The organism is Nocardia sp. X0981 (genome assembly GCF_977089955.1).
Genome location: NZ_OZ372435.1, coordinates 819,981 through 841,680 on the forward strand (window position 1 = coordinate 819,981; position 21,700 = coordinate 841,680).

A 21,700-nucleotide genomic window follows, 5' to 3' on the forward strand; every position below is an offset into this window, starting at 1 on the left:
TGTCTCGGGTCTTCACTCCTCCGCTCAGTCGCTGCGCTCCTTCGCTCCGTCGCTCCAGGCCCGAGACGAGCCCGAACCAGGAGCGTGGACCCTCCGCGAAAACACAACCACCGAGACACCCCCAGCCCGGGAAGTCACCCGTATGCACTCCCCCACGGGACCCCCGCAGTCCGGAGTCCGGCAGCCCCGACCTCGGAAACCGGTGCTCCGCATCTGGCGCAACCACCAGCGCCGAGTCTTACGAGGCCCACAAAGGGTTGAGCCCGCGTCGTGCTTCAGCCCGCGAAGCGCATGCGCCGCAGGCGCGAGTCTCGCGGGCTGAAGCACGACGCCAAAAGGGCTCAACCCCGCGGCGCCGCAGGCGCCGCAAAATAAACACAGCGTCGTCCTTCACGGACAACTACACCTGTCACCTTCACGGCCCCAGCCCGCCCCGGACCATCCGCACGCCGCCACCGAGTAAGGCTCGACCCCCCCGACGCCGCAGGCGCCGCCGATAAACACAAACCCCTCAGCCGACGCGTTCGATCGTGTACTGGACCAACTGGACCAAGGCGTCGTTCGCCGGACCTTTCGGCAGCGCGTTCAGCTCCGCGTGAGCGATATCGGCGTATTCCCGTAGTTTCGCCTTCGCCTGGGCCATGCCCGGTGAGCGGCCGAGCAGTTCGAGCGCTTCGTCGACCTCCGCATCGGATTCGAGGGGGTGGTCCAGCAGCGCGCGCAGCCGGTCGCCGTCGGGGCCCTCGTCACGGAGGGCGTAGAGCACCGGCAGAGTGTGTACACCTTCACGCAGGTCGGTGCCGGGGGTTTTGCCCGACTGGGCGGAGACCGACGAGATATCGATGATGTCGTCGGAGATCTGGAACGCGGTGCCGACCGCGTCGCCGAGGCGGGCGAGGCGTTCCACGTGGTCGGCGCCGGCGCCGGAGAACTTGCCGCCGAAACGGCCGGAGGCGGCGATGAGCGAACCGGTCTTCTCCCAGACCACCCGCAGGTAGTGCGCGACCGGGTCGGTGGATTCGCGGGCGCCCATGGTTTCGCGCATCTGGCCGGTGACCAGTTCGGCGAAGGTTTCGGCGATGATGCGCACGGCCTCGGGGCCGAGGGTGGAGGTCAGCCGGGAAGCGTGGGCGAAGAGGTAGTCGCCGGCCAGGATGGCGACGCTGTTACCCCAGCGCGAGTTCACGCTCGCCGCGCCGCGCCGCATGGTGGCTTCGTCCATGACGTCGTCGTGGTAGAGGGTCGCCAGGTGGACGAGTTCCACCACGGTGCCGGCGGTGATCAGATCGGGGCTGTCCGGGCGGGGGCCGAGCTGACCGGTGAGGACGGTGAACAGCGGCCGGAAGCGTTTACCCCCCGCTTTGGCCAGGTGCAGCGCCGCTTCCTGCAGGAACGAGGCGCCGTCGGACAGCTCCTCGACGAGAAGTTTCTCCACTTCCTCGAGGCCGTGGCGCACTGTCGCGGCGAGGGCGGCGTCTCCGAGGTCCACCCCCGCCACCACCGTGCCGGCTTCGCTCACAGCAGATGTGCTCATACCTTCTCCCAAGGACGCGTCCGACCCCACGGTGATGAACCTAGCGTGTTCACGTCCTAGCGCCCATGAACACCGTCACTGTGCACCGTACCGCCATCGACATCACTCTCCACGGCCTGTAACTATTGACCGCATGGGTGCACCCGAAGTCACACCGGCCAGCGACGACCGGAACGCGTTGCCGACCCACGTGCAGGTGCTGGTGGTGGGCGCGGGCCCGGCGGGTTCGGCGGCCGCGGCCTGGGCGGCGCGCGCGGGTCGCGATGTGCTGCTGCTGGATTCCGCGGTATTCCCCCGGGACAAAACCTGCGGTGACGGCCTGACCCCGCGTGCCACCGCGGAACTGGAGCATCTGGGCCTGGGCGAATGGGTGCGCGCACACACCGTGAATCACGGCCTGCGGATGACCGGTTTCGGCCGTGAGGCGCTGCTGCCCTGGCCGGGTGGTTCGTTCCCGACCTACGGCAGCGCGATCCCGCGCACCGAATTGGACGACACATTGCGCGAGACCGCGGTGAAGTCCGGGGCGCGGATGTTCGACGGTACGAAGGTGGTGGGTGTCTCACGCGACGGCGCCCGGGTGACCGGCGTGACCGTACGCACCGGCGGTATCGAACACGAGATCCGCTGCGCGAGCTTGATCGTGGCCGACGGAGTCCGTTCTCCGGTCGGCAAGCTCCTCGGCCGCACCTGGCATCGCCGCTACGCCTACGGGGTCGCGGCCCGCGCCTATATCTCTTCGGCCCGCAGCGACGATCAGTGGATCACCTCGCATCTGGAACTGCGTAACGCCGACGATGAGCTGGTGCCCGGGTACGGCTGGGTTTTTCCGCTGGCCAACGGTGAGGTGAACATCGGGGTCGGTTCGCTGGCCACCGAGCGGCGTCCTTCGCATATCGCGTTGAAACCGCTGCTGGAGCACTACACCGCTCTACGCCGGGAGGAATGGGAGCTGACGGGTTCGCTGCGAGCGGTGTCGTCGGCGTTGCTGCCGATGGGCGGTGCCGTGTCCGGTATCGCGGGCGTGAACTGGGCCCTGGTGGGTGACGCGGCGGGTTGCGTGAACCCCTTGAACGGCGAGGGTATCGACTACGGGCTGGAGGGCGGGCATATGCTCGCCGATCTGCTGGACGAGCCCGATCTGACCCGGCTGTGGCCGGATCGGCTGCGTACCAGGTACGGCCGCACGTATTCGGTGGCGCGGCGGATCGCGGGGCTGGCCACCCATCCCCGGATGGTGCCGCTGGGCGGGCCGCCGGTGATGCGATCGAAGTTCTTGCAACGCACCGCGGTGCGGGTCATGGGAAATCTGGTCACCGACGAGGACGTGGACCTCACCGCCCGCGCCTGGCGCGCCGCCGGTCGGGCATCCATGCGTTTCGACGAACTGGTCCCCTTCGGCTAGGCCGGAACCCGGATCCGCGCGCAACGGCCCCGGGTTCCGCGGCTGCTAGGTGTCGGATCGTCCGGCGAACCAGTCGAGGATGAATTTGCGTTCGCCCTCGACGACCCGCCGCTGCAACTGTTCGGCGAGCGGTTCTATGGTGCCACCGATCAGCGGGATCTTGACCTTCACCTTTCCGGTGACCACCAGTTCCGAGCCCTCGGTGGAGGGACGTAGCCGGTAGGTGCCGGTCATCTCCACCGGAATACCCGAGGAGGTGCCTTCGAAGGTGCCCTCGGCGGTGGAACCGTCGAGCCGCTGCCAGTTGTCCACCCGGGTGACCACGAGCTCACCCTTGAGCACTTTGCGGACGACGGCGGGAACCTTCTCCTGCCGGGCCTTCTCGCTCATCGACAGGCGGATGGTGCCCGGTCCGTCGGGATGGGACATCTCGAGAGTGGCCGTTTCCGCGTCGGCGAATCGGTCACGCCACATTTCTTCTCCGGTGAGCGCCGCGTGGAGGTCTGCCACCGGGATCGGATAGGACAGGGTGAAGCCGAATTTTCGGGCCATGAGCGCCCACCCTAGCGGACCCGGCTAGCCTGTTGCGGTGCTGGAAATCGGTCGCGCCGACGGCGCTCGGTACGCGGTGGCGTGCGCGGGGCCGGCCGAGACCGATACGGCGACCACGCAGCGATTCCGGAGGAGGTAGCGTGCCCGACCAGGCAGGGGTGGCCGAGCCGCCCGGGCCGGCTCCGGAACTGGACGTGGCCCCGCCGGTTCGCCCCGAGCCCGAACGGAAGGAAAGCGGCGGACGTCCGGCCCGCGCCGAGCGGCTGCGCCGGGTGCGGGTGGGGGTGGTGATCGCCGCCGTATCGGTGAGCATGCTGGTGGTGCTGCTGGTGCTCGCGGCGTGGCGCAACGACTATCTGATCGAATCGGACAAAGGGGAAACCACCGGCGAGGTCCTCTCCGCCGGCCGGCTGCGCTCCGCGGTGATGTACGTCACCCCCGATGGGGTGACGCACAATCCGAAGGTCGGGGTCCTGTATCCCACCAATCTGACCGCAGGGGAACGGATCAACGTCGAATACAACCGCGCCGATCCCGACCTGGTCCGCGTGGCCGGGCGCGATGTACGGGTGGCTATTCCGCCGGCGCTGTCGGTGCTGATCACGATCTGGGCGGTGACCCTGCCCCTGCTGTGGCTGCTGAGCCGTGCGGAAACCGGTTCGATGAGTGTTCGCCGGATCTTCGATCCGGTGTCATATCGGCGACGCCCGGCGGGGGACTCCGGCCTCGCAGACTGACGAGGTGCGCGTAGCCATCGTTGCGGAGTCGTTCCTCCCGAATATGAACGGCGTCGTGAACTCGGTACTGCGGGTACTGGATCATCTGTATCGACACGGGCACGAGGCGCTCGTCATCGCACCCGACACCTTGCGCGGCCGGCCACCCGCGCCCCGGCACCACGGCGGATTCCCCGTGTACCGGGTACCCGCGGTGATGGTGCCGAGGATCAGTTCGCTGCCGGTGGGTCTACCACAGCCGGGCATGGTCGGGGCTCTGGGCGATTTCGATCCGGACGTGGTGCACCTGGCCTCGCCGTTCCTGCTGGGAGCGGGCGGGCTGGCGGCGGCACTGCGGCTGGATCTGCCCACGGTGGCGGTCTATCAGACCGATGTGGCCGGTTTCGCCGCGAGCTACGGACTCGGTTTGGCCGCGCGGGCCGCATGGGGATGGACCCGGCGGATCCACGAGGGCGCGGCCCGTACGCTGGCGCCGTCGAGCGCGGCGGCCGAGGATTTGGCCCGGCACGGTATTCCACGGGTGCACCGGTGGGGTCGCGGGGTCGATACCGCGCGGTTCACTCCGCAGGCGCGGGATGCCGGATTACGGGAGCGGTGGCTCGGCGGCGGCGAGCGGCTGCTGGTGGGGTTCGTGGGGCGGCTCGCCCCGGAGAAGCATGTGGAGCGGCTGGCGGTGCTGGCCCGCGATCCGGCGGTACAACTGGTGATCGTCGGGGACGGGCCGGAACGGGCGGAACTCACCCGGCTGCTGCCGGGCGCGGTTTTCACCGGCGAACTCCGGGGCGCCGAACTCGCCCGCGCGTACGCCAGTTTGGATGTGATGGTGCATCCGGGTGAGCACGAAACGTTCTGCCAGGGCGTCCAGGAAGCGCTGGCTTCGGGCGTTCCGGTGGTGGGGCCCGCCGCCGGCGGCCCCCGCGACCTGATCGCGCACTGCCGCAACGGCTACCTGCTTCCGGTCGATGATTTCACCGATCTACTGCCCGGCACCGTCTCCACCCTCCAGGACGCCGGCCTCCGTGCCCGTTTCGGCGCCGCGGCCCGCGGATCGGTGCTGCACCGCACCTGGCCGGCCGTCTGTGCCGAGCTCATGACCCATTACGCGGAGGTCGGCGGGACCGTCTCCCGGCTGCCGCGGTCGGCGTGAACGCGGCAGCAGGCAGGAGCGGCAGCCGGCTCCGCCGCTTCGGGGTTACCCGCTGCCGCCGGGTCGCGCCCATTAGGGTCGAGCCGTGGTGAAAACACAATCGGTCCGGGCCTCGCTGGACAAGCAACCCCATGAGGTCGCGTCGATGTTCGACGGGGTGGCGCGACGATACGACCTGACCAATACCGTTATCTCGGCCGGTCAGGACCGTTATTGGCGCTGGATGACCCGTAAGGCGATCGGCCCGCGCCCCGGTGAGCGCGTGCTCGATCTGGCCGCTGGGACGGGCGTGTCCACGGTGGAACTGGGCAAGTCGGGTGCCTGGTGCGTGGCCGCCGATTTCTCGCAGGGAATGCTGGCCGCGGGACGATTCCGGCAGGTGCCGATGGTCGCCGGGGATGCTATGGCGCTACCGTTCGCCGATAATTCCTTCGACGCGGTCACCATATCCTTCGGGCTGCGCAATGTGGCCGATATCGATCTGGCCATGCGCGAGATGCTGCGGGTCACCAAACCCGGCGGCCGGTTGGTGATCTGTGAGTTCTCCACACCGGTGATCCCCGGGTTCAAGACGCTCTACATGGAATACCTGATGAAGGCGCTCCCCCGGGTCGCGCGGGCGGTGAGCAGCAACCCGGACGCCTACGTCTACCTCGCCGAATCCATCCGGGCCTGGCCGAACCAGCGGCAACTCGGGCGCCGGGTGGCCGACGCCGGCTGGTCCGGTGTGAAATGGCGGAACCTGACCGGCGGAGTGGTGGCGCTGCACCGGGGATACAAGCTGGGCGGCTGACGGCCCGAGAAAGCCGTTCATCTACCTCACCGCTGTGATTTTCGCCGGTGAAGTGGAATGTCACCCGACGATAACATCGGGAAAAGCCGAGGAAACCGGTCGCGGGGACGATCGGAGGCATGTCCGAGGGATGCGGAGACCAGCGGCCGGGCACGACCAGGACGGCGTGCTCGTACTGCGGTGTCGGCTGCGGAATCGAAGTCACCACCGCCGCGGACGCCACCGGTGCGCCGGTGATCACCAAGGTCGGCGGTGACAAACTGCACCCGGCGAATGCCGGACGGTTGTGCACCAAGGGCGCCACACACCTGGAACTGACGCGGGCACCGGGGCGGATGACCACCGCCTACCGCCGGCCGGCCCGCGGTGTCGAACCACAACCCGTGGGCGTGGACGAGGCCGTCGCCGAAGCCGCGGACCGGCTGCGCCGGATCCTGGACGAGCACGGCCCCGACGCGATCGCCCTGTACGTCTCGGGACAGATGTCGCTGGAAGCCCAGTATCTGGCCACCAAATTGGCCAAGGGTCATCTACGGACCGTGCACATGGAGGCCAACTCACGCTTGTGTATGGCCAGTGCCGCCACCGGCTACAAACAGTCACTCGGCGCCGACGGGCCACCGGGGTCCTACGACGATTTCGAGCACGCCGACCTCTTCTTCGTCATCGGCGCGAATATGGCCGATTGCCACCCCGTCCTCTTCCTGCGCATGGCCGACCGGTTGAAGACGGGCGCCAAGTTGATCGTGGTCGATCCGCGGCGCACCGAAACCGCCGCCCGTGCGGACCTGTTCCTGCAGATCGCGCCCGGTACCGATCTCGCTCTGCTCAACGGCCTGCTGTACCTGCTGGTCGAGGCGGGCGATATCGATACCGAGTTCATCGCCGAGCACACCGAGGGCTGGGCCACGATGCCGGAGTTCCTCGCCGACTATCCGCCCGGCCGGGTGGCCGCCCTCACCGGTCTCGCCGAGGACGATATCCGCACCGCCGCCCGATGGATCGGCGAGGCGGGCGAATGGATGAGCCTGTGGACCATGGGACTGAACCAGTCCACTCACGGCACCTGGAACACCAACGCGCTGTGCAATTTACATCTGGCGACCGGCGCCATCTGCCGCCCGGGCAGCGGGCCGTTCTCGCTGACGGGCCAGCCGAACGCCATGGGCGGTAGGGAGATGGGCTACATGGGTGCGGGTCTGCCCGGACAGCGCACGGCCCTGTCCGCCGCCGACCGCGCCTTCGTGGAAACCGCGTGGGCACTACCGCCGGGCACCCTGCGTGCCGAATCCGGTCCCGGCACGATCGAGATGTTCCGCGGACTCGCCGCGGGCACCATCAGAGCGGCCTGGATCATCTGCACGAATCCGGTGGCCACCGTGGCCAATCGCAAAACCGTCATCGCGGGCCTGGAAGCCGCCGAACTGGTGATCGCCCAGGACGCCTATACCGAAACCGCCACCAACACCTACGCCGACCTGCTGCTGCCCGCCGCCCTGTGGGCGGAGGCCGATGCGACGATGGTGAATTCCGAACGTACGGTGACCCTGCTGCCGCGCTCGGTGGAACCGGCCGGTGCCGCCCGCCCGGATTGGCAGTTGATCGCGCAGGTGGCGACCGCGATGGGTTTCCCCGGCTTCGATTTCGCCTCCGCCGCCGAGGTATTCGACGAACTGCGGCGGTTCGCCAATCCGGCCACCGGCTACGACCTGAGCGCGATGAGCCACGATATGTTGCGCGAGGGTCCCGCCCAGTGGCCCTGCTCCGATGCCGCACGCCGCCGCAACCCGATCCGCTACCGCAACGACGGCGTGAACCGGCCGCTGTTCGTCGACGCGGAGGGGCGCCGCCCGCGGCTGGCTTTTCCCACCGCGAGCGGGCGGGCGGTGTTCTGGCCACGTCCGCATATGCTGCCCGAGGAGATGCCCGGCGACGACTACCCCTTCCTGCTCGATACCGGTCGCCTGCAGCATCAGTGGCATTCGATGACGAAGACCGGCCGCGTCGAAAAACTCGGCAGATTGAACGGGGAACCGTTCGTCGAGGTTCATCCCGAGGACGCCCGGGCGCTCGGCCTGGCGCCCGGCGACCAGCTCGAGATCACCTCGCGGCGCGGCCGGGCGGTACTACCGGCCCGCATCAGCGACCGGATGCGGCCGGGCTGCTGTTTCGCGCCCTTCCACTGGAACGACGAACAAGGTGAATACCTGACCATCAACGCGGTGACCAACGATGCCGTGGATCCCGAGTCCCTGCAGCCGGAGTTCAAGGCGTGCGCGGTGGCCCTGCGGCGGGTCGCGCCGGTGGTGCCGGAGCGGACCCCGGCGGCACCGGGGGATCGGCCCCCGTCCGACCCCACCGCGGCCGGCACCCACCCGCTGGCGACCGTGCTCGGCTTGGATTCGGCGAGCACCCCGACGTTGAGCGAAACCGAACGTATCTATCTCGGCGGATATCTGGCCGCCTTGCAATCGCTGCCGGTCTCCGGACAGCCGGTGCTGCCCGTTTCGGCGCCGCTTTCCGAACATGCTCGAACATGGGTGGACGGACTGCTCGCCGGTATGTATTCCCGCGCGGTGGCGCCGGAAGCGGCGGCGGAACCGGGCCTTCCGAACGCCTTGCCGGTAACCGTACTGTGGGCCTCGCAGACCGGTAATGCCGAGGATTTCGCGGCCACCGTCGCCCAGCGGTTGACCGATTCCGGTTTCCTGCCCCACCTGATCGAGATGGATTCCTGCGATCCGGCGGCGCTGACCGGTGATGTTCTGGTGATCAGCAGTACGTTCGGTGACGGCGGTCCGCCGGACAACGGCGCCGATTTCTGGTCGCGGCTCGAGGCGAGTACCGCCCGTCTCACCGGTATGCGCTACGCGGTCTTCGCGCTGGGGGATTCCTCCTATGACGACTTCTGCGGGCACGGCCGGAAACTGGACGCTGTATTCGCCGAACGCGGTGCTTGCCGGCTGTTGCCTCGGCAGGACTGCGAACCGGATTTCGCCGAACCGGGCGCTGCCTGGCTGGACGCGGTGATCGCCGCGCTGACCGGTCCTGGCGCAGAGTCCGGTGACGGCGGTGGGGGCCCCCGCGATATCGCCGGATTCCCCTCCGGCGGCGGTGGGGGTGCCGTAACCGGCGTCCTGGAACGCGCGGCGCCCGCCGCGCCGCGGACGCGCCCCGCCGCGCCCGCCGCGTTCACCCGCGCCGCCCCGCTCACCGTGCCGCTGGTCGGCAACGAGATACTGACCGCTCCCGGCGCGGCGAAGGAGGTCCGGCGCATCACCTTCGACCTTCGTGATACCGATGCCCGTTACGAGGTGGGCGATTCGCTCGGGGTCCGGCCGGAGAACTGTCCGTCACTGGTCGGGGAATGGCTCGATGCGGCCGGTCTGGACGGGCGTCGCGGTATCGAGGTGGACGGGGCCGAGACAACGCTGGAGCAGGCTCTGAGCAGCCACTACGACATCACCAAGATCTCCCGGGACCTGCTGGAATTCGTGGCCGAACGCAACTCCAGCAACCGGCTCGCCAAACTGTTGCGCCGCGATAACCACAATGAACTGGCCGGTTATCTGTGGGATCGCCAGGCCGTGGACGTCCTACGGGATTTCCCGGTGCGCGCCGATCTGGTGGAATGGCTCGGAGTTCTGAAAAAACTACAGCCGCGGCAGTATTCGATCTCCTCCAGCCCATTGGTGGATCCCGATCAGGTGGAGCTGACCGTGGGTATCGTCCGATACGGTGACCCCGCGGCGGCGGGTTCCGCGGCACGACGCGGTGGTGTCTGTTCCACCTTCCTGGCCGATCGCGCCGTCGAGGTGCCCGTATTCCTGCAGCGCGCACCGCATTTCCGGCCGCCGCTGGACCCGAGTGTGCCGATGATCATGGTGGGTCCGGGTACCGGTATCGCACCGTTTCGTGGTTTCCTGCACGAACGCCGCGCGCGGGGTGCCACCGGAGGTAATTGGCTGTTCTTCGGCGATCAGCACGCGGCGCAGAATTTCTACTACCGGACCGAGCTCGAGGATATGTTCCGCTCGGGCCATCTGTCTCGGCTGGACCTGGCGTTCTCCCGCGATCAGCGGGAACGGGTCTATGTGCAGCACCGCATGATCGAGCACGGCGCCGAATTGTGGTCGTGGCTGCGCGACGGGGCCCACTTCTACGTCTGTGGTGACGCCGCGCGAATGGCGAAGGATGTCGATGACGCCCTGCTGCGCATCGCCCGGATCCACGGCAAACTCGACGAGGACGGCGCCCTCGCGTTCAAGAAGCAACTCGTCGCCGAGAAACGCTACGTCCGGGACGTCTACTGACAGCGGACGGAATTCCGTCCCCCGAGCCCGGCCGAGCGGGTGGCCGGGATCGGGATGCGCCGCGGCCACTCCCGCGGGCGGGTCGTAGCGGTCGAGCGCGAGCCCTCAGACCGCGGGTGGATTCACCCGGGTGAAATCCGGCAGGCGGTAGTACGGGTAGTAGGGGTACGGCGGGGTGAGCGCACTGGCCTTGTCGAGCCGGGCGATATGGTCCGGGGTGAGTTCCCAGCCGAGGGCACCGAGGTTCTGGCGCAACTGTTCCTCGTTGCGGGCGCCGACGATAACGGTGGCCACCGTCGGGCGGGAGAGCAACCAGTTCAGCGCGATCTGCGGCACGGAACGCCCCGTCTCGGCGGCGATCTCGTCCAGCGCGTCGATCACGGTGTAGAGATGTTCCTGGTCCACCGGGGGGCCTGCTTCGGCTGTACGGTGCAGCCGGCTGCCCGCGGGCAGGGGTTGCCCGCGGCGGATCTTGCCGGTGAGCCGACCCCAGCCGAGCGGACTCCACACCATCGCGCCCACCCCTTCCGCCAGGCCCAGGGGCATCAGTTCCCATTCGTAGTCGCGGCCGACCAGCGAGTAGTAGACCTGGTGAGCGGTATAGCGGGACAGTCCGTACCGATCGGTGGCAGCCAGCGATTTCATCAGCTGCCAGCCGGCGAAATTGGATGCGCCCAGATAGCGGATCTTGCCCGCGCGCACCAGGTCGTCGAGCGCGCGCAGGACTTCTTCGACCGGCGTGTGCGCATCGAAAGCGTGCAACTGGAACAGGTCGATATGCTCGACCCCCAGCCGCCGCAGTGCGTCTTCCACCGCGGTGATCAACCGGGACCGGCCCGAACCCGCGTCGGCCGGCCCCGGGCCGACGGGCAAACCGGCCTTGGTGGACAACAGCACCCGGTCCCGCCGGCCCCGGATCGCCGCGCCGAGGACTTCCTCGGAGGCGCCGTCGGAATAGACATCCGCCGTATCGAACATCGTCATACCGGCATCGAGGGCGATATCGACCAGCCGTCGCGCCTCGGCGACATCGGTATCACCCCAGGCGCCGAACAGTTCACCTCGCCCGCCGAACGTGCCGGTGCCGAAACTCAGCGCGGGCACGAGCAGACCCGAGGCACCCAGCCGCCGGTACTCCATCTCGACTCCTAAAGGGTCTAGTGTTTCATTAACACCGAAACCGTACCGCAAATTCGCTACAAATGAAACTGGAGTTCCATTATGACCTCAGAGGTGTCCGTTCCCGGCTCGGTCCGACCCGGCGGGCGCACCGCCCGGGTACGCGCGGCGGTCCTGCGGGCCGCCGGTGATCTCCTGGCCGAAAAGGGCTTCGCCCACCTCGATCTCGCAGAGGTCGCCGGGCGGGCGGAAGTCGGCAAGACAACGGTCTACCGACGCTGGCGCACCCCCACCGGCCTGATCGCCGACCTCTTGGTGGATATGGCCGAACAATCACTGCCCCGGGCGGATACCGGCTCCCTGCTCGGTGACCTCACGGCCAACGCCCGGCTGGTCGCCGAAACTCTGGCCGATCCTCGGCAAGGCCGCCTCTTCCGGGCGGTCATAGCCGCGGCCACCTGCGACGACACCGCCGGCGCCGCCCTGCGCAAGTTCTACGATGTACGCCTCGGCGAGTGGGCCTGCTGCATCACCGACGCGATCACCCGGGGCGAGATACCCGGCGGAACCGACCCACGCGCCGTCCTCACCGCCGTCTCCGGTCCGCTGTACTACCGGCTGCTGGCCAGCGGCGACCCACTCGGCGAGTACGCTGCGCGCTCCGCGGCCGCGGCCGCGGCCACCGCCGCCGCGGCCGGTGTCTTCGTCCGCACCGACCTCGGATGACCGGCGTCGCGTTCCCCGACCGGAAGGCCGGCACGCGCGGTCCCGCCCGGCCGTCACATCCTGTGCGGCATCCAGAACGCGTCTCGCCCGGTCAACCCGAGAACTCGATGCAGCAGCGGGGCCCGCTCCGAGACCGGCACCACGGGACCGAAAAGACCGGGCGTGCCCTCCTCGGGGGTGTCCCGCAGAAAGGACAGCAGGATTTCCAGGTCCGCCCGGCGCACCACCATTTCCCGGCCGGTGGCCTGCCCCAGATCCCAGCAGTGGACCACCAGTTCGTCGAGCGCGACGCGCGCCGTCACCGCCGCCGGCATGGCCACCCCGCCCGCCTCCGTTTCCCCGTCCCAGGCCGCCGGGTCACACCAGGCGCGGGCGAGTGCGGCAAGCCGCTGAGGTATACGCACACGCCAACCGGGCCGTACGCCGGAGCCGGACTCCGGCGCCGCGGATCCACCGATCGTCTCCTTGCTCGCGGCAGCGCGGAAGGCCTCGGCCAGACCGTCGATATGTTCGAGCAGGGCGCGGACCGGCATAGCCGCGGGCGTGGACGAGTCGAGTCGATCATCATCGATGGCGACCACCACCTGCGTCAGTGCGTCGGCAGCGGGTGAGAGGTCGAATTCCGGGCGCATGAGGGCTCCTCGTCTACGGGGTTCACCCATGCCGACGATCCCGGGCCGCGAAAATCACCGCTCGCCGCCCACCCATACCGCGAGGTCTTCGCGGCGGCCGGCCCGACACGCGCCGCTACCGGCATCCGGTGCCGGTAGCCCTGTCGGGGCCGTTCAGCGGCGTACCGTGAGGATCGCCAGGCGGTATTCAGCTCGACCGACCCTCGAAAAAGGGGAGACCGGCACCACGATCGAGAACGAGGAGACCGTCATGTTCCACTTCACCATCGCGCGTTCGCTGGGATTGTTCGCGGGTGCGGGCGCGGTGGCCGCGGCAGCGCTGGCCGCAGGTCCCACGGCGGTGGCCGCGCCCCCGGCGTCCTGTCCGGCACCGGGGGCGGCCTCCGTGCAAACCGGTGACGAAGGCGCGTCCTGCACCGCGAAAAGCGAGGAAGGCGGCGCTGCGGCCGCCTACGGACTCGACGGGAGCGCCGCAGCCGACGCGGCACCCACGAGCTTGTCGCTGGCCATCGCCGCCAACGGGGGAAGCGCCGGTTCGGCCGCGGAACACCTGTCCGGCCCGGCGGCGATCGCGGTGGGCCCCGGCGCGCGGGCGAATGTCACGGGTGTACGCCCGGGTCTGTCCATCGGTATCGCCGGCCCCGGCGCGGAGGTGTCCGTCACCGGAACCTCCACACCGACCTGCACCGGCGGGCCCGGATTCGCCGGGGATTTCCAGACCTGGCAGGGCTGTCTGTCGATGGGCTGAGCCGGCGCCGGCCGGGCTCCCCCGGCCTCGGAACCACCGATTCCCCGGGCACGGCCACCGGCCCGTGGCTAGCGGCCGAGATTGGCCCGGACCGCCGCGTGCAACTCCCGTAGACCGGCTCGATCGGTGATGACCTCCAGCACCCGGAATCCGTTCGCGGAACCGGCCAGTTCGGTCGCCAGCTCCTCCGCTCCGACCTGCCGGTGCGGGATCCGGTACGCCGCGCACAGCGCCGACAGATCCATACCGTGCGGAGTGCCGAAAACCCGCTCGAAAACACCGGCGTACTGCGGATCTCCCTGTTCGAGGAGTTCGAAGATGCCCCCGCCGTCGTCATTGGCGACCACGATGGTCAGATCGTCGGGGCGGGGTTCACCGCGTCCGATGAGCAGACCGGACGCATCGTGCAGGAAGGTCAGATCGCCGATGAGCGCGATCGTGCGGCCCGGATGGTGAAGAGCGGCGCCGACAGCGGAGGAGACCGTCCCGTCGATACCCGCGACGCCCCGGTTGGACAGGACCCGTACACCGGGGCGCGGTACCGCGACCAAGGCGGCGTCGCGGACCGGGTTCGACGCGCCGAGTAAGAGCTGATCGCCCTCGCGGAGCGCGTCCATCACCACCGCGGCCACGTGCAGGCCGGTGGGCTTCGGGTGGCGTCCCAGTTCTTCGCGTACGACGGCGCGGGCACGCTGGTCGAGATCGCGGCAGCGGGCCAGCCACTCTGCGCTGGGGGCACCGGTGGTGACCGCGCGGGTGCCGGTACCGACCACATTGCCGGATACGTCCGGCCAGCGCGGCCCGGTGGTCAGCGCGTACACCGTGACATCGGGATCGGCCAGTACCTTGGACACCTGCCGGTGCAGGGTGGGACGCCCGGTGATGATGGCCTGCCGGGGACGCAGCAACGGGAGCGCCAGCGGATGCAGGGCGGGGCCGTGCACGGGAGCGGTGGGTTCGGCGACCGTGGGCAGCGCCGCCAGCTCGTTGCGCAGGCCGGCGCCGTGCCCCGAGATCACCACGGTATCGGGGCCGAGGTCGATCTCGAGCGGAACGTCGAGAGTGGCGTACTGGGTATGCGTCCAGGGCCGGCCGGATTCTCTTCCCCCCGGGGTGGTTTCCTCCGACTGCGAATCGGGCACCAGCGGTTCGCGCAGCGGGATGTCGAAATGTACCGGGCCGGCGTTGCCCGACCGGGTACCGCGAGCGGCGGCCAGTACCCGGCACACCGAGGAACGCCAGACACTGTTCTGCCGCGGGTAGTCGGCGGCGGATTCGACCTCGGCCAGGCCCAGACTGATGGTCGCGCGAACCTGGCTACCGAACAGGCCGAGCTGTTCCACGGTCTGATTCGCGCCGGTGCCCAGCATCTCGTACGGCCGGTTCGCGCTGAGCACGATCAGCGGGACCCGGGCGTAATTCGCTTCCAGCACGGCCGGTCCCAGGTTCGCGACGGCGGTACCCGAGGTCATCACGACCGGAACCGGAGCGCCCGAAGCGATTGCCAGGCCTATCGCGAGGAATCCGGCAGTGCGCTCGTCGACGCGCATATGCAACCGGAGAGTTCCGGCCGCGTCGGCGGCCTGCAGTGCGAACGCCAGCGGGGCGTTACGCGAGCCGGGGCACAGAACGACCTCCCGTACCCCACCGCGCGCGAGTTCGTCGACGACCACCCGCGCTTGCGCTGTTGACGGATTCACGCTTCCAGCCTGTCAGACCCCGGCCGCTACGTCTGCGTCGGCCTGCTCACACCCGCGCGCCGAGGAGCGGACCCACGCTGTGGCGGCGAACGGCCGGAACCGGTGCACGGCGGTCCCCCGTCGAAATCCCCCGTTGGGGACCTCGTCGTCGAGGCCCCCTCGTACCGCGCGTACGCGCGGTCGAATCACCCTGCAGGGGTTAGCCGGCGTGCTTCTGCACCAGGTCGCCGACCCGGGGCAGCGCCTCGATGACGTTCTTCTTGGCCGAGGAACGCATCGAGTTGTACACCTTCTGGATGGCCGGCCGGCTGGAGGACGCGGCCCGCGCGTCGGTGACGCTCAGCAGGGCCTCGGCAACCTCGTCACCCTTGGCGGTGAGCAGTTCGCCGAAGCTGCCGGCGGCACCGGCCTTGTATTCACTCCAGTACGGCTGGAGCTGCTCGAGCAGCTTGGGGGCCAGCGATTCCAGGGCGTCGGGCACGATGGACGGGCTGATCTTCTTCACCGCCGCGTACCCACCCTTCACGGCCAGACCCGACGCACCACCCTTATCGGAGACCTCGGCGTCCAGGACCTGGACGGCGTCGGCGAGGAAGGCCGGGCGCGTGGCCTCGTCAAGCAGTGATTCAGACAGTGCTGCAACCAATTTAAGGATCCTCCGGATCAGTACTCGTATGGACGGGCAACGCAACTATACGCACTGCCCGGAGGAGGGTATTGCGCCCCGCATCCGTGGACCCGAGCCGGGGAAGGCATCTCCGGTACGACCGCAGCCCCGGCGAGGGAAAGAAACTCAGGGCTGCCAGGGCAGCAGCTGCACCATCAGACCTTCACTGTCGGCGAGCACCGTGCCGTCTTCATCGGTCAGTTCGGCGCTGATGAAGGTTTTGCGGCCCTCGATGCGTTCGACCCGCCCGCGCACCGTCAGCGGGGTCTCGAGCGGAGTCACCTTGCGATAGTTCACATGCAGGAAGGCGGTCCGGCTGATCGGGCGACCGGCGTAGTGCACGGTCATGCCGAAGAGGTCGTCGAACAGCAGTGGCAGCACACCACCGTGGGCGGCGGCGTTCCCGCCGAGGTGGTAGCGACGGAACACGCCTTTCATCACGATGCCGTCCGGACCGGCGGAAACCGTGCGCCAGGGCAGCAACAGCAGGCTGCCGCGCCCCGGCAGGTCGATGGCGCGGCCCGCGGGCCCCTGCTGTTCCGGGGCCCGGTAGGGCCCGAGCAGTTCGATCAGCTCGTTCACCTGGTCGCGGGCGGCGCGGTAGACATCGTCGGGGGCGTCCACCGAGACGGCGAGATCCTGCAGTGTGCGCATGGCCTCGACGAATTCGCCGAATTCCGGGCCGACCCGGGCCGGGGTGTACTTGGGGAACCCTCCGTGCCGCTCGTACCGATCCTCGTCGACAGCGCTGTCGTCGATCGTCGGCTGGGTCTGCTCACTCATACAAGCACCGTAACTCTGGATTTTACGGCGTCCAAACCCCCGGGCGAATATGTGGCGAAGTCAACGGCCGGCCACCGGCGGCGCGACGCCTGATGTAATCACCCCATGACGTTCAATCCGACGCTGTGGCGCGAAGTGCCCGGGTTCGAGAACCTGACCGATATCACCTACCACCGGCATATCGAACAGGGCACCGTCCGGATCGCCTTCGACCGTCCCGAGGTGCGCAACGCCTTCCGGCCGCATACGGTCGACGAACTGTATACGGTCCTCGACCATGCCCGGACCACCCCCGATATCGGCGCCGTCCTGCTCACCGGCAACGGCCCCAGTCCCAAGGACGGCGGCTGGGCCTTCTGCTCCGGCGGAGACCAGCGCATCCGCGGCCGCAGCGGCTACCAGTACGCCAGCGGCGACACCGCCGACACGGTCGACAAGGCCCGCGCGGGCCGGCTGCACATCCTCGAGGTCCAGCGCCTCATCCGCTTCATGCCGAAAGTGGTGATCGCGCTGGTGAACGGCTGGGCCGCGGGTGGCGGGCACAGCCTGCACGTGGTGTGCGATCTGACGCTGGCCAGCCGCGAACACGCCCGCTTCAAACAGACCGATGCCGATGTGGGCAGTTTCGACGGCGGCTATGGCAGCGCCTACCTCGCGAAACTGGTGGGCCAGAAATTCGCCCGGGAGATCTTCTTCCTCGGCCGCCCCTACACGGCCGAGGAGATGCACGCCATGGGTGCGGTCAACGCGGTGGTCGACCACGCGGAACTGGAAAACGTGGCGCTGGAGTGGACGAAGGCGATCAACGGCAAATCCCCGCAGGCGCAGCGAATGCTCAAATACGCGTTCAACCTCGCCGACGACGGCCTGGTGGGGCAGCAGCTGTTCGCGGGGGAAGCGACCCGGATGGCGTACATGACCGACGAGGCGATCGAGGGGCGCGATTCGTTCCTGGAGAAGCGGGCACCGGACTGGAGCCCTTACCCCTGGTACTTCTGAACTCTCGGCGCGCGGTATCGAAGCCCGAGGCGCCGGGCTTCGGTCCACGCGGCGAACATCGCCCAGAAGCGGCGCCGGGGGCCTAGACTTTCCGTCGATGGACATCCTCAGTAGTCGGATAATTCTGCGCCCGCGCGACTACGCGACCACGTTGGCGTTCTACCGGGATTCTCTCGGCCTGGCGGTTTACCGGGAGTACGCCGGTGGGACGGTGTTGTTCGCCGGACAATCGCTGATCGAGGTGGCGGGACACGGCGGGGCCGACGACGATCCGCGCGGGTTCGCGGGGGCGATCTGGCTACAGGTTCGGGATGTGGGCGCCGCCGCCGTGGAGCTGGCGCTGCGGGGAGTGGCGATCGACCGGGCACCGGTCACCGAGCCGTGGGGCCTGGTGGAGATGTGGCTGAAGGATCCGGACGGGGTACCGATCGTGCTGGTGGAGGTGCCGGAAGCCCATCCGCTGCGGCGGGACACCCGCTGACAAGGGCATGTGTTCCGGTTTTCTACCGGGTTGCCAACCCCCGGGCGTCCGGGCGACGATACGATCGGATGGCCGCCCGATCACCGACGCCCGGTGCGACCACTTTCGTACCGTCCGACGAGTGAATCGCAGCATCATGCCTGGCACAGCCCAATCCGATCACCCGGCGCCGGCGCCCTGTTCCGGCAGCATCGACCCCTGCTGTCCGCGTCCGGTCGCCCATGACACCATCGCTGCCGTGAGGCAGCGCAGCGAGCGAACCACGGCATTCCGGCCGGCCGGGGACAAGGCGTGGCCGTGACCAGAACCCTGCGCACTCTGCCCATGCCCACCGGTAGCGGGGTCAGCGATGTCCTGCCGCATCTACGCCAGGTTCTCGACGGCAGCGGCTCGGCGGCCTGGTTGCCGGTACCGAGCAGCGACCGCCGCGAAACCCGCCGGCTGGGCGATGCGCTCGCCCCCGGCGAACCGATCGCCGACGATATCGCGCTGGTGGTGACCACCTCGGGCACGACCGGGGTCCCGAAGGGCGCCATGCTCACCGCGGCCGCGCTGCGGGCCAGCGGCGCCGCCACCCATGAACGTCTCGGCGGCCCGGGTAGCTGGCTGCTGGCCCTGCCGACCCATCACATCGCCGGATTGCAGGTGATCCTGCGCTCGCTGCTGGCCGGCACCGAGCCGACCGTGGTGGACGTCTCGGGTGGTTTCCTGCCCGAAGCCCTGGCCGGGGCGATCGCGGGGATGCGCGGCGAACGCCGCTACACCTCTCTGGTGCCGACACAGCTGATCAAGGTTCTGGAAGAGCCCGCCGCGAGCGCGGCGCTGGCCGAGTTGGACGCGGTGCTGATCGGCGGGGCCGCCACCCCGGCCCCGGTATACGAGCGGGCCCGCGAGGCGGGGATCAATGTGGTGCGCACCTACGGAATGAGCGAGACCTGCGGTGGGTGCGTTTACGACGGGGTGCCGCTGACCGGTACGAAGGTGCGCATCGAGAACGGACGGATCCTGCTCGGCGGCGCGATGCTGGCGACCGGTTACCGCAATATGCCCGAGCATCCCGCCTTCGCCGAACCCGGCTGGTTCCGCACCGACGACGCCGGTGTCTTCCAGGACGGTGTACTGCGTGTGCAGGGGCGGCTGGACGAGGCCATCAGCACCGGCGGCCTGCTGGTGATCCCGCAGGTGGTGGAGGCGGTGTTGAGCACGCATCCGGCGGTATCCGAATGCGTGGTACTCGGCCTCCCGGACGATCGGCTGGGGCAGCGGGTCGTGGTCGCGGTGGTACCCGCCCCCGGCGCCGCACCCACTCTCGACGAGTTGCGGGCGCATGTACTCGGCGAACTCGATACGGTGGCCGCGCCCCGTGAGCTCATTCTGGTCGACGACCTCCCCCTGCTGGGTCCGGGCAAACCCGACCGCGCCGAGCTGCGCAGACATCTGCGCAGCGGATCGGCTTCCTGAAACAGGGGTCCGCGCCGTTCCGGCACGGACCCCGTTCCCAGGTTCGGGTTCGGCTCAGGGCTCCTCGTCGGCGTACGCACCGTCGTAATCGTCGCCCAGCGGAACCGGGATGGCCTGTTCGGCGAGGTCGGCCGGATCGGCGTGCCAGTCGTCCCGGGCGCCCGGCACCGGCAGGAGCTCCTCGGGTACCGGCATATCCTCCGGAACCGAACGGGGGTCGATATCGGTGTAGGGGGCATCGTCGGGATAGGCCGGAACGTCCTGTTCCACACGGTCGGCTTCGGGGACCGCGTCGAAGGTAGCGGGTTCGACCGTCCGGGGCGGCTTGTGCTGGGCCATGATGGGCTCCTCTCCTCCGTATATGCCTCGCCGGGCGACTACCCGGCGAGAGGAAGATCAGTCCAACGCTGTCGAGAATGCCCCCGCCTCGCGGATCAGGCAAGTAGCCGTTGCCCGTGTCACGGCGGCATCCGCTCTCCGGCCCCGGCCCGCCGCGTTGGCTAGGCTGCGGGAATGGCTACCGCAGCACAATGGATCGAGGGCGCACGGCCCCGGACACTGCCGAACGCGATCGCCCCCGTCCTGGCCGGTACCGGTGCCGCGGCATCCATCGACAGCGCGGTCTGGTGGAAAGCGCTGCTCGCGCTGGGGGTCTCCTTGGCGCTCATCGTCGGCGTGAACTACGCCAACGACTACTCCGACGGGATCCGGGGCACCGACAACGAGCGGGTCGGCCCGCTGCGGCTGGTCGGTTCCGGGCTGGCCTCCCCCGCCGCGGTGCGCGGGGCCGCGATCGCCGGCCTCACCGTCGGTGCCGTACTGGGCCTGATACTCGCGCTGCTTTCGGCGTGGTGGCTGGCACTGATCGGTGCGGTGTGCCTGGCGGGAGCGTGGTTCTACACCGGCGGCAGCAAACCGTACGGTTACAGCGGCTTCGGCGAGGTGGCCGTTTTCGTTTTCTTCGGTCTCGTCGCGGTCCTGGGCACCGAGTTCGTCCAGGCCGACCGGATCGACTGGGTAGGAGCGGTGCTCGCCATCGCTGTCGGCGCCTTCTCCAGCGCGGTCCTGGTGGCCAACAATCTGCGGGATATCCCCACCGATACCGAATCCGGTAAGACGACCTTGGCGGTGAAACTGGGCGATACCCGCACCCGCACCCTGCATCTGGCGCTGATAGCGCTCCCGTTCCTGCTGACCCTGACACTCCTCGCCCGCACCCCGTGGGCGCTGGCCGGCCTCCTGGCCCTCCCCCTGGCCGTCCGCGCGAACGCCCCCGTCCGAGCGAACCGGCGAGGCCTGGAGCTGATCCCCGCCCTACGCGACACGGGCCTGGCCATGCTGGCCTGGTCGATCCTCACCGCCACCACCCTCTGGCTCGCCCCCTGACCCCTTCGAGCTTCTGCGGTACCTGCCGGAAACCCACCTCGGCAACCGGTGATCCGCATCCCGGCGCAACCACACAGCGCCGAGCCTTACGAGGCCCACGAAGGGGCGAGCCCGCGTCGCAGGACAACTCAGTCCTTGTCGGGCAGGATGATCCCGATCGCCCAGTTCACCACCGTGATGATGATGGCGCCCAGCAACGCGGCCCAGAAACCGTCGATCCGCAGGCCGTAATCGGTGGCTTCGGTGATCCAGGCCGTGAGCCACAGCATCAATGCGTTGATCACCAGCAGGAACAGGCCCAGGGTGAGGATCACCAGCGGTAGGGACAGGAGTTTCACGAACGGTTTGACGAATGCGTTCACCAGCGTGAACACCACCGCCACCGCGAGCAGGACAACGATTTTGGCACCGTTGCCCTGATCCGGCGGCGAGACGATCTCGATTTTGTCCACCCAGAGCGCGGCCAGCCAGATGGCGAACGCGGTGCCTATCAACCGGAGCACAAGCTGCATACAGC

At 68.8% G+C, this 21,700-nt stretch carries 20 protein-coding genes; 11 read left to right on the forward strand and 9 right to left on the reverse strand.

Annotated features, from left to right (window positions below; genetic code table 11):
• Positions 1–511 precede the first annotated feature (511 nt).
• Positions 512–1,534, reverse strand: a complete 1,023-nt coding sequence (locus ACYR7D_RS03400; protein ID WP_459548170.1) for a polyprenyl synthetase family protein — start codon at positions 1,532–1,534, stop codon at positions 512–514.
• Between the two features lie 133 nt (positions 1,535–1,667).
• Here ACYR7D_RS03400 and ACYR7D_RS03405 point away from each other — a divergent pair, with 133 nt between their 5' ends.
• Entirely contained in the window at positions 1,668–2,939 is a 1,272-nt protein-coding gene (locus ACYR7D_RS03405; protein ID WP_459548171.1) for a geranylgeranyl reductase family protein, read from the forward strand.
• Between the two features lie 45 nt (positions 2,940–2,984).
• Here ACYR7D_RS03405 and ACYR7D_RS03410 read toward each other — a convergent pair whose 3' ends face one another.
• Positions 2,985–3,491 carry a DUF2505 domain-containing protein gene (locus ACYR7D_RS03410; RefSeq protein WP_459548172.1) on the reverse strand — a complete coding sequence of 169 codons (507 nt, stop codon included), beginning with the start codon at positions 3,489–3,491 and terminating at the stop codon, positions 2,985–2,987.
• A 311-nt stretch (positions 3,492–3,802) separates the two neighbouring features.
• On the opposite strand from ACYR7D_RS03410, the gene ACYR7D_RS03415 reads away from it, so the two are divergent.
• From ACYR7D_RS03415 to ACYR7D_RS03430, 4 genes are all read left to right on the forward strand, one after another.
• A complete protein-coding gene (locus ACYR7D_RS03415) occupies positions 3,803–4,228 on the forward strand; it encodes a DUF3592 domain-containing protein (RefSeq protein WP_459549993.1) in 426 nt (141 codons plus the stop codon).
• A gap of 4 nt (positions 4,229–4,232) precedes the next feature.
• Positions 4,233–5,375, forward strand: a complete 1,143-nt coding sequence (locus tag ACYR7D_RS03420) for a glycosyltransferase family 4 protein (RefSeq protein WP_459548173.1) — start codon at positions 4,233–4,235, stop codon at positions 5,373–5,375.
• Between the two features lie 85 nt (positions 5,376–5,460).
• Positions 5,461–6,168, forward strand: coding sequence for a demethylmenaquinone methyltransferase (locus ACYR7D_RS03425; protein ID WP_459548174.1), 708 nt, complete (start codon positions 5,461–5,463; stop codon positions 6,166–6,168).
• 119 nt (positions 6,169–6,287) lie between these two features.
• On the forward strand, positions 6,288–10,481 hold the full coding sequence (locus tag ACYR7D_RS03430) for a molybdopterin-dependent oxidoreductase (RefSeq protein ID WP_459548175.1): 4,194 nt from the start codon (positions 6,288–6,290) through the stop codon (positions 10,479–10,481).
• 105 nt (positions 10,482–10,586) lie between these two features.
• Here the strand turns inward: ACYR7D_RS03430 and ACYR7D_RS03435 are convergent, their stop codons facing one another.
• Positions 10,587–11,621 carry an aldo/keto reductase gene (locus ACYR7D_RS03435; RefSeq protein WP_459548176.1) on the reverse strand — a complete coding sequence of 345 codons (1,035 nt, stop codon included), beginning with the start codon at positions 11,619–11,621 and terminating at the stop codon, positions 10,587–10,589.
• Positions 11,622–11,702: 81 nt separating this feature from the next.
• Here ACYR7D_RS03435 and ACYR7D_RS03440 point away from each other — a divergent pair, with 81 nt between their 5' ends.
• Positions 11,703–12,326 carry a TetR/AcrR family transcriptional regulator gene (locus ACYR7D_RS03440; RefSeq protein ID WP_459548177.1) on the forward strand — a complete coding sequence of 208 codons (624 nt, stop codon included), beginning with the start codon at positions 11,703–11,705 and terminating at the stop codon, positions 12,324–12,326.
• A gap of 53 nt (positions 12,327–12,379) precedes the next feature.
• Here ACYR7D_RS03440 and ACYR7D_RS03445 read toward each other — a convergent pair whose 3' ends face one another.
• Positions 12,380–12,958 (reverse strand): TIGR03086 family metal-binding protein, encoded by a 579-nt coding sequence (locus tag ACYR7D_RS03445; protein ID WP_459548178.1) that lies wholly within the window; start codon positions 12,956–12,958, stop codon positions 12,380–12,382.
• Between the two features lie 250 nt (positions 12,959–13,208).
• Here ACYR7D_RS03445 and ACYR7D_RS03450 point away from each other — a divergent pair, with 250 nt between their 5' ends.
• Entirely contained in the window at positions 13,209–13,706 is a 498-nt protein-coding gene (locus ACYR7D_RS03450; RefSeq protein WP_459548179.1) for a DUF6764 family protein, read from the forward strand.
• Positions 13,707–13,774: 68 nt separating this feature from the next.
• Here ACYR7D_RS03450 and menD read toward each other — a convergent pair whose 3' ends face one another.
• The 3 genes from menD to ACYR7D_RS03465 form a co-directional block, all read right to left on the reverse strand.
• Positions 13,775–15,406, reverse strand: coding sequence for a 2-succinyl-5-enolpyruvyl-6-hydroxy-3-cyclohexene-1-carboxylic-acid synthase (gene menD, locus ACYR7D_RS03455; protein ID WP_459548180.1), 1,632 nt, complete (start codon positions 15,404–15,406; stop codon positions 13,775–13,777).
• A gap of 199 nt (positions 15,407–15,605) precedes the next feature.
• Positions 15,606–16,052: a DUF6918 family protein gene (locus tag ACYR7D_RS03460; protein WP_459548181.1), complete on the reverse strand. Its 447-nt coding sequence runs from the start codon at positions 16,050–16,052 to the stop codon at positions 15,606–15,608.
• Positions 16,053–16,199: 147 nt separating this feature from the next.
• Positions 16,200–16,856 (reverse strand): PaaI family thioesterase, encoded by a 657-nt coding sequence (locus ACYR7D_RS03465; RefSeq protein ID WP_459548182.1) that lies wholly within the window; start codon positions 16,854–16,856, stop codon positions 16,200–16,202.
• Between the two features lie 105 nt (positions 16,857–16,961).
• On the opposite strand from ACYR7D_RS03465, the gene ACYR7D_RS03470 reads away from it, so the two are divergent.
• The 3 genes from ACYR7D_RS03470 to menE all read left to right on the forward strand — a co-directional run bounded on the left by ACYR7D_RS03470 (position 16,962) and on the right by menE (position 19,797).
• The gene (locus tag ACYR7D_RS03470; RefSeq protein ID WP_459548183.1) at positions 16,962–17,855 is read left to right on the forward strand and encodes a 1,4-dihydroxy-2-naphthoyl-CoA synthase; all 894 of its coding nucleotides are present in this window, start codon (positions 16,962–16,964) and stop codon (positions 17,853–17,855) included.
• A gap of 97 nt (positions 17,856–17,952) precedes the next feature.
• Positions 17,953–18,336 (forward strand): VOC family protein, encoded by a 384-nt coding sequence (locus tag ACYR7D_RS03475; protein ID WP_459548184.1) that lies wholly within the window; start codon positions 17,953–17,955, stop codon positions 18,334–18,336.
• A gap of 324 nt (positions 18,337–18,660) precedes the next feature.
• Entirely contained in the window at positions 18,661–19,797 is a 1,137-nt protein-coding gene (menE, locus tag ACYR7D_RS03480) for an o-succinylbenzoate--CoA ligase (RefSeq protein ID WP_459549994.1), read from the forward strand.
• A gap of 54 nt (positions 19,798–19,851) precedes the next feature.
• On the opposite strand, the gene ACYR7D_RS03485 is transcribed toward menE, so the two are convergent.
• Entirely contained in the window at positions 19,852–20,136 is a 285-nt protein-coding gene (locus ACYR7D_RS03485; protein ID WP_459548185.1) for a hypothetical protein, read from the reverse strand.
• Positions 20,137–20,310: 174 nt separating this feature from the next.
• On the opposite strand from ACYR7D_RS03485, the gene ACYR7D_RS03490 reads away from it, so the two are divergent.
• Positions 20,311–21,183, forward strand: coding sequence for a 1,4-dihydroxy-2-naphthoate polyprenyltransferase (locus tag ACYR7D_RS03490; RefSeq protein WP_459548186.1), 873 nt, complete (start codon positions 20,311–20,313; stop codon positions 21,181–21,183).
• Positions 21,184–21,311: 128 nt separating this feature from the next.
• On the opposite strand, the gene ACYR7D_RS03495 is transcribed toward ACYR7D_RS03490, so the two are convergent.
• On the reverse strand, positions 21,312–21,695 hold the full coding sequence (locus ACYR7D_RS03495) for a phage holin family protein (protein WP_459548187.1): 384 nt from the start codon (positions 21,693–21,695) through the stop codon (positions 21,312–21,314).
• Between the last annotated feature and the right edge of the window lie 5 nt (positions 21,696–21,700).

Coding starts and splice junctions, on each gene's coding strand:
- ACYR7D_RS03405 (WP_459548171.1), top strand. CDS start 1,668: ATGGGTGCACCCGAAGTCACACCGGCCAGCGACGACCGGAACGCGTTG.
- ACYR7D_RS03435 (WP_459548176.1), bottom strand. CDS start 11,621: ATGGAGTACCGGCGGCTGGGTGCCTCGGGTCTGCTCGTGCCCGCGCTG.
- ACYR7D_RS03495 (WP_459548187.1), bottom strand. CDS start 21,695: ATGCAGCTTGTGCTCCGGTTGATAGGCACCGCGTTCGCCATCTGGCTG.
- ACYR7D_RS03450 (WP_459548179.1), top strand. CDS start 13,209: ATGTTCCACTTCACCATCGCGCGTTCGCTGGGATTGTTCGCGGGTGCG.
- ACYR7D_RS03485 (WP_459548185.1), bottom strand. CDS start 20,136: ATGGCCCAGCACAAGCCGCCCCGGACGGTCGAACCCGCTACCTTCGAC.
- ACYR7D_RS03490 (WP_459548186.1), top strand. CDS start 20,311: ATGGCTACCGCAGCACAATGGATCGAGGGCGCACGGCCCCGGACACTG.
- ACYR7D_RS03445 (WP_459548178.1), bottom strand. CDS start 12,958: ATGCGCCCGGAATTCGACCTCTCACCCGCTGCCGACGCACTGACGCAG.
- ACYR7D_RS03410 (WP_459548172.1), bottom strand. CDS start 3,491: ATGGCCCGAAAATTCGGCTTCACCCTGTCCTATCCGATCCCGGTGGCA.
- menE (WP_459549994.1), top strand. CDS start 18,661: ATGCCCACCGGTAGCGGGGTCAGCGATGTCCTGCCGCATCTACGCCAG.
- ACYR7D_RS03415 (WP_459549993.1), top strand. CDS start 3,803: ATGCTGGTGGTGCTGCTGGTGCTCGCGGCGTGGCGCAACGACTATCTG.
- ACYR7D_RS03430 (WP_459548175.1), top strand. CDS start 6,288: ATGTCCGAGGGATGCGGAGACCAGCGGCCGGGCACGACCAGGACGGCG.
- ACYR7D_RS03400 (WP_459548170.1), bottom strand. CDS start 1,534: ATGAGCACATCTGCTGTGAGCGAAGCCGGCACGGTGGTGGCGGGGGTG.
- ACYR7D_RS03475 (WP_459548184.1), top strand. CDS start 17,953: ATGGACATCCTCAGTAGTCGGATAATTCTGCGCCCGCGCGACTACGCG.
- ACYR7D_RS03440 (WP_459548177.1), top strand. CDS start 11,703: ATGACCTCAGAGGTGTCCGTTCCCGGCTCGGTCCGACCCGGCGGGCGC.
- ACYR7D_RS03465 (WP_459548182.1), bottom strand. CDS start 16,856: ATGAGTGAGCAGACCCAGCCGACGATCGACGACAGCGCTGTCGACGAG.
- ACYR7D_RS03470 (WP_459548183.1), top strand. CDS start 16,962: ATGACGTTCAATCCGACGCTGTGGCGCGAAGTGCCCGGGTTCGAGAAC.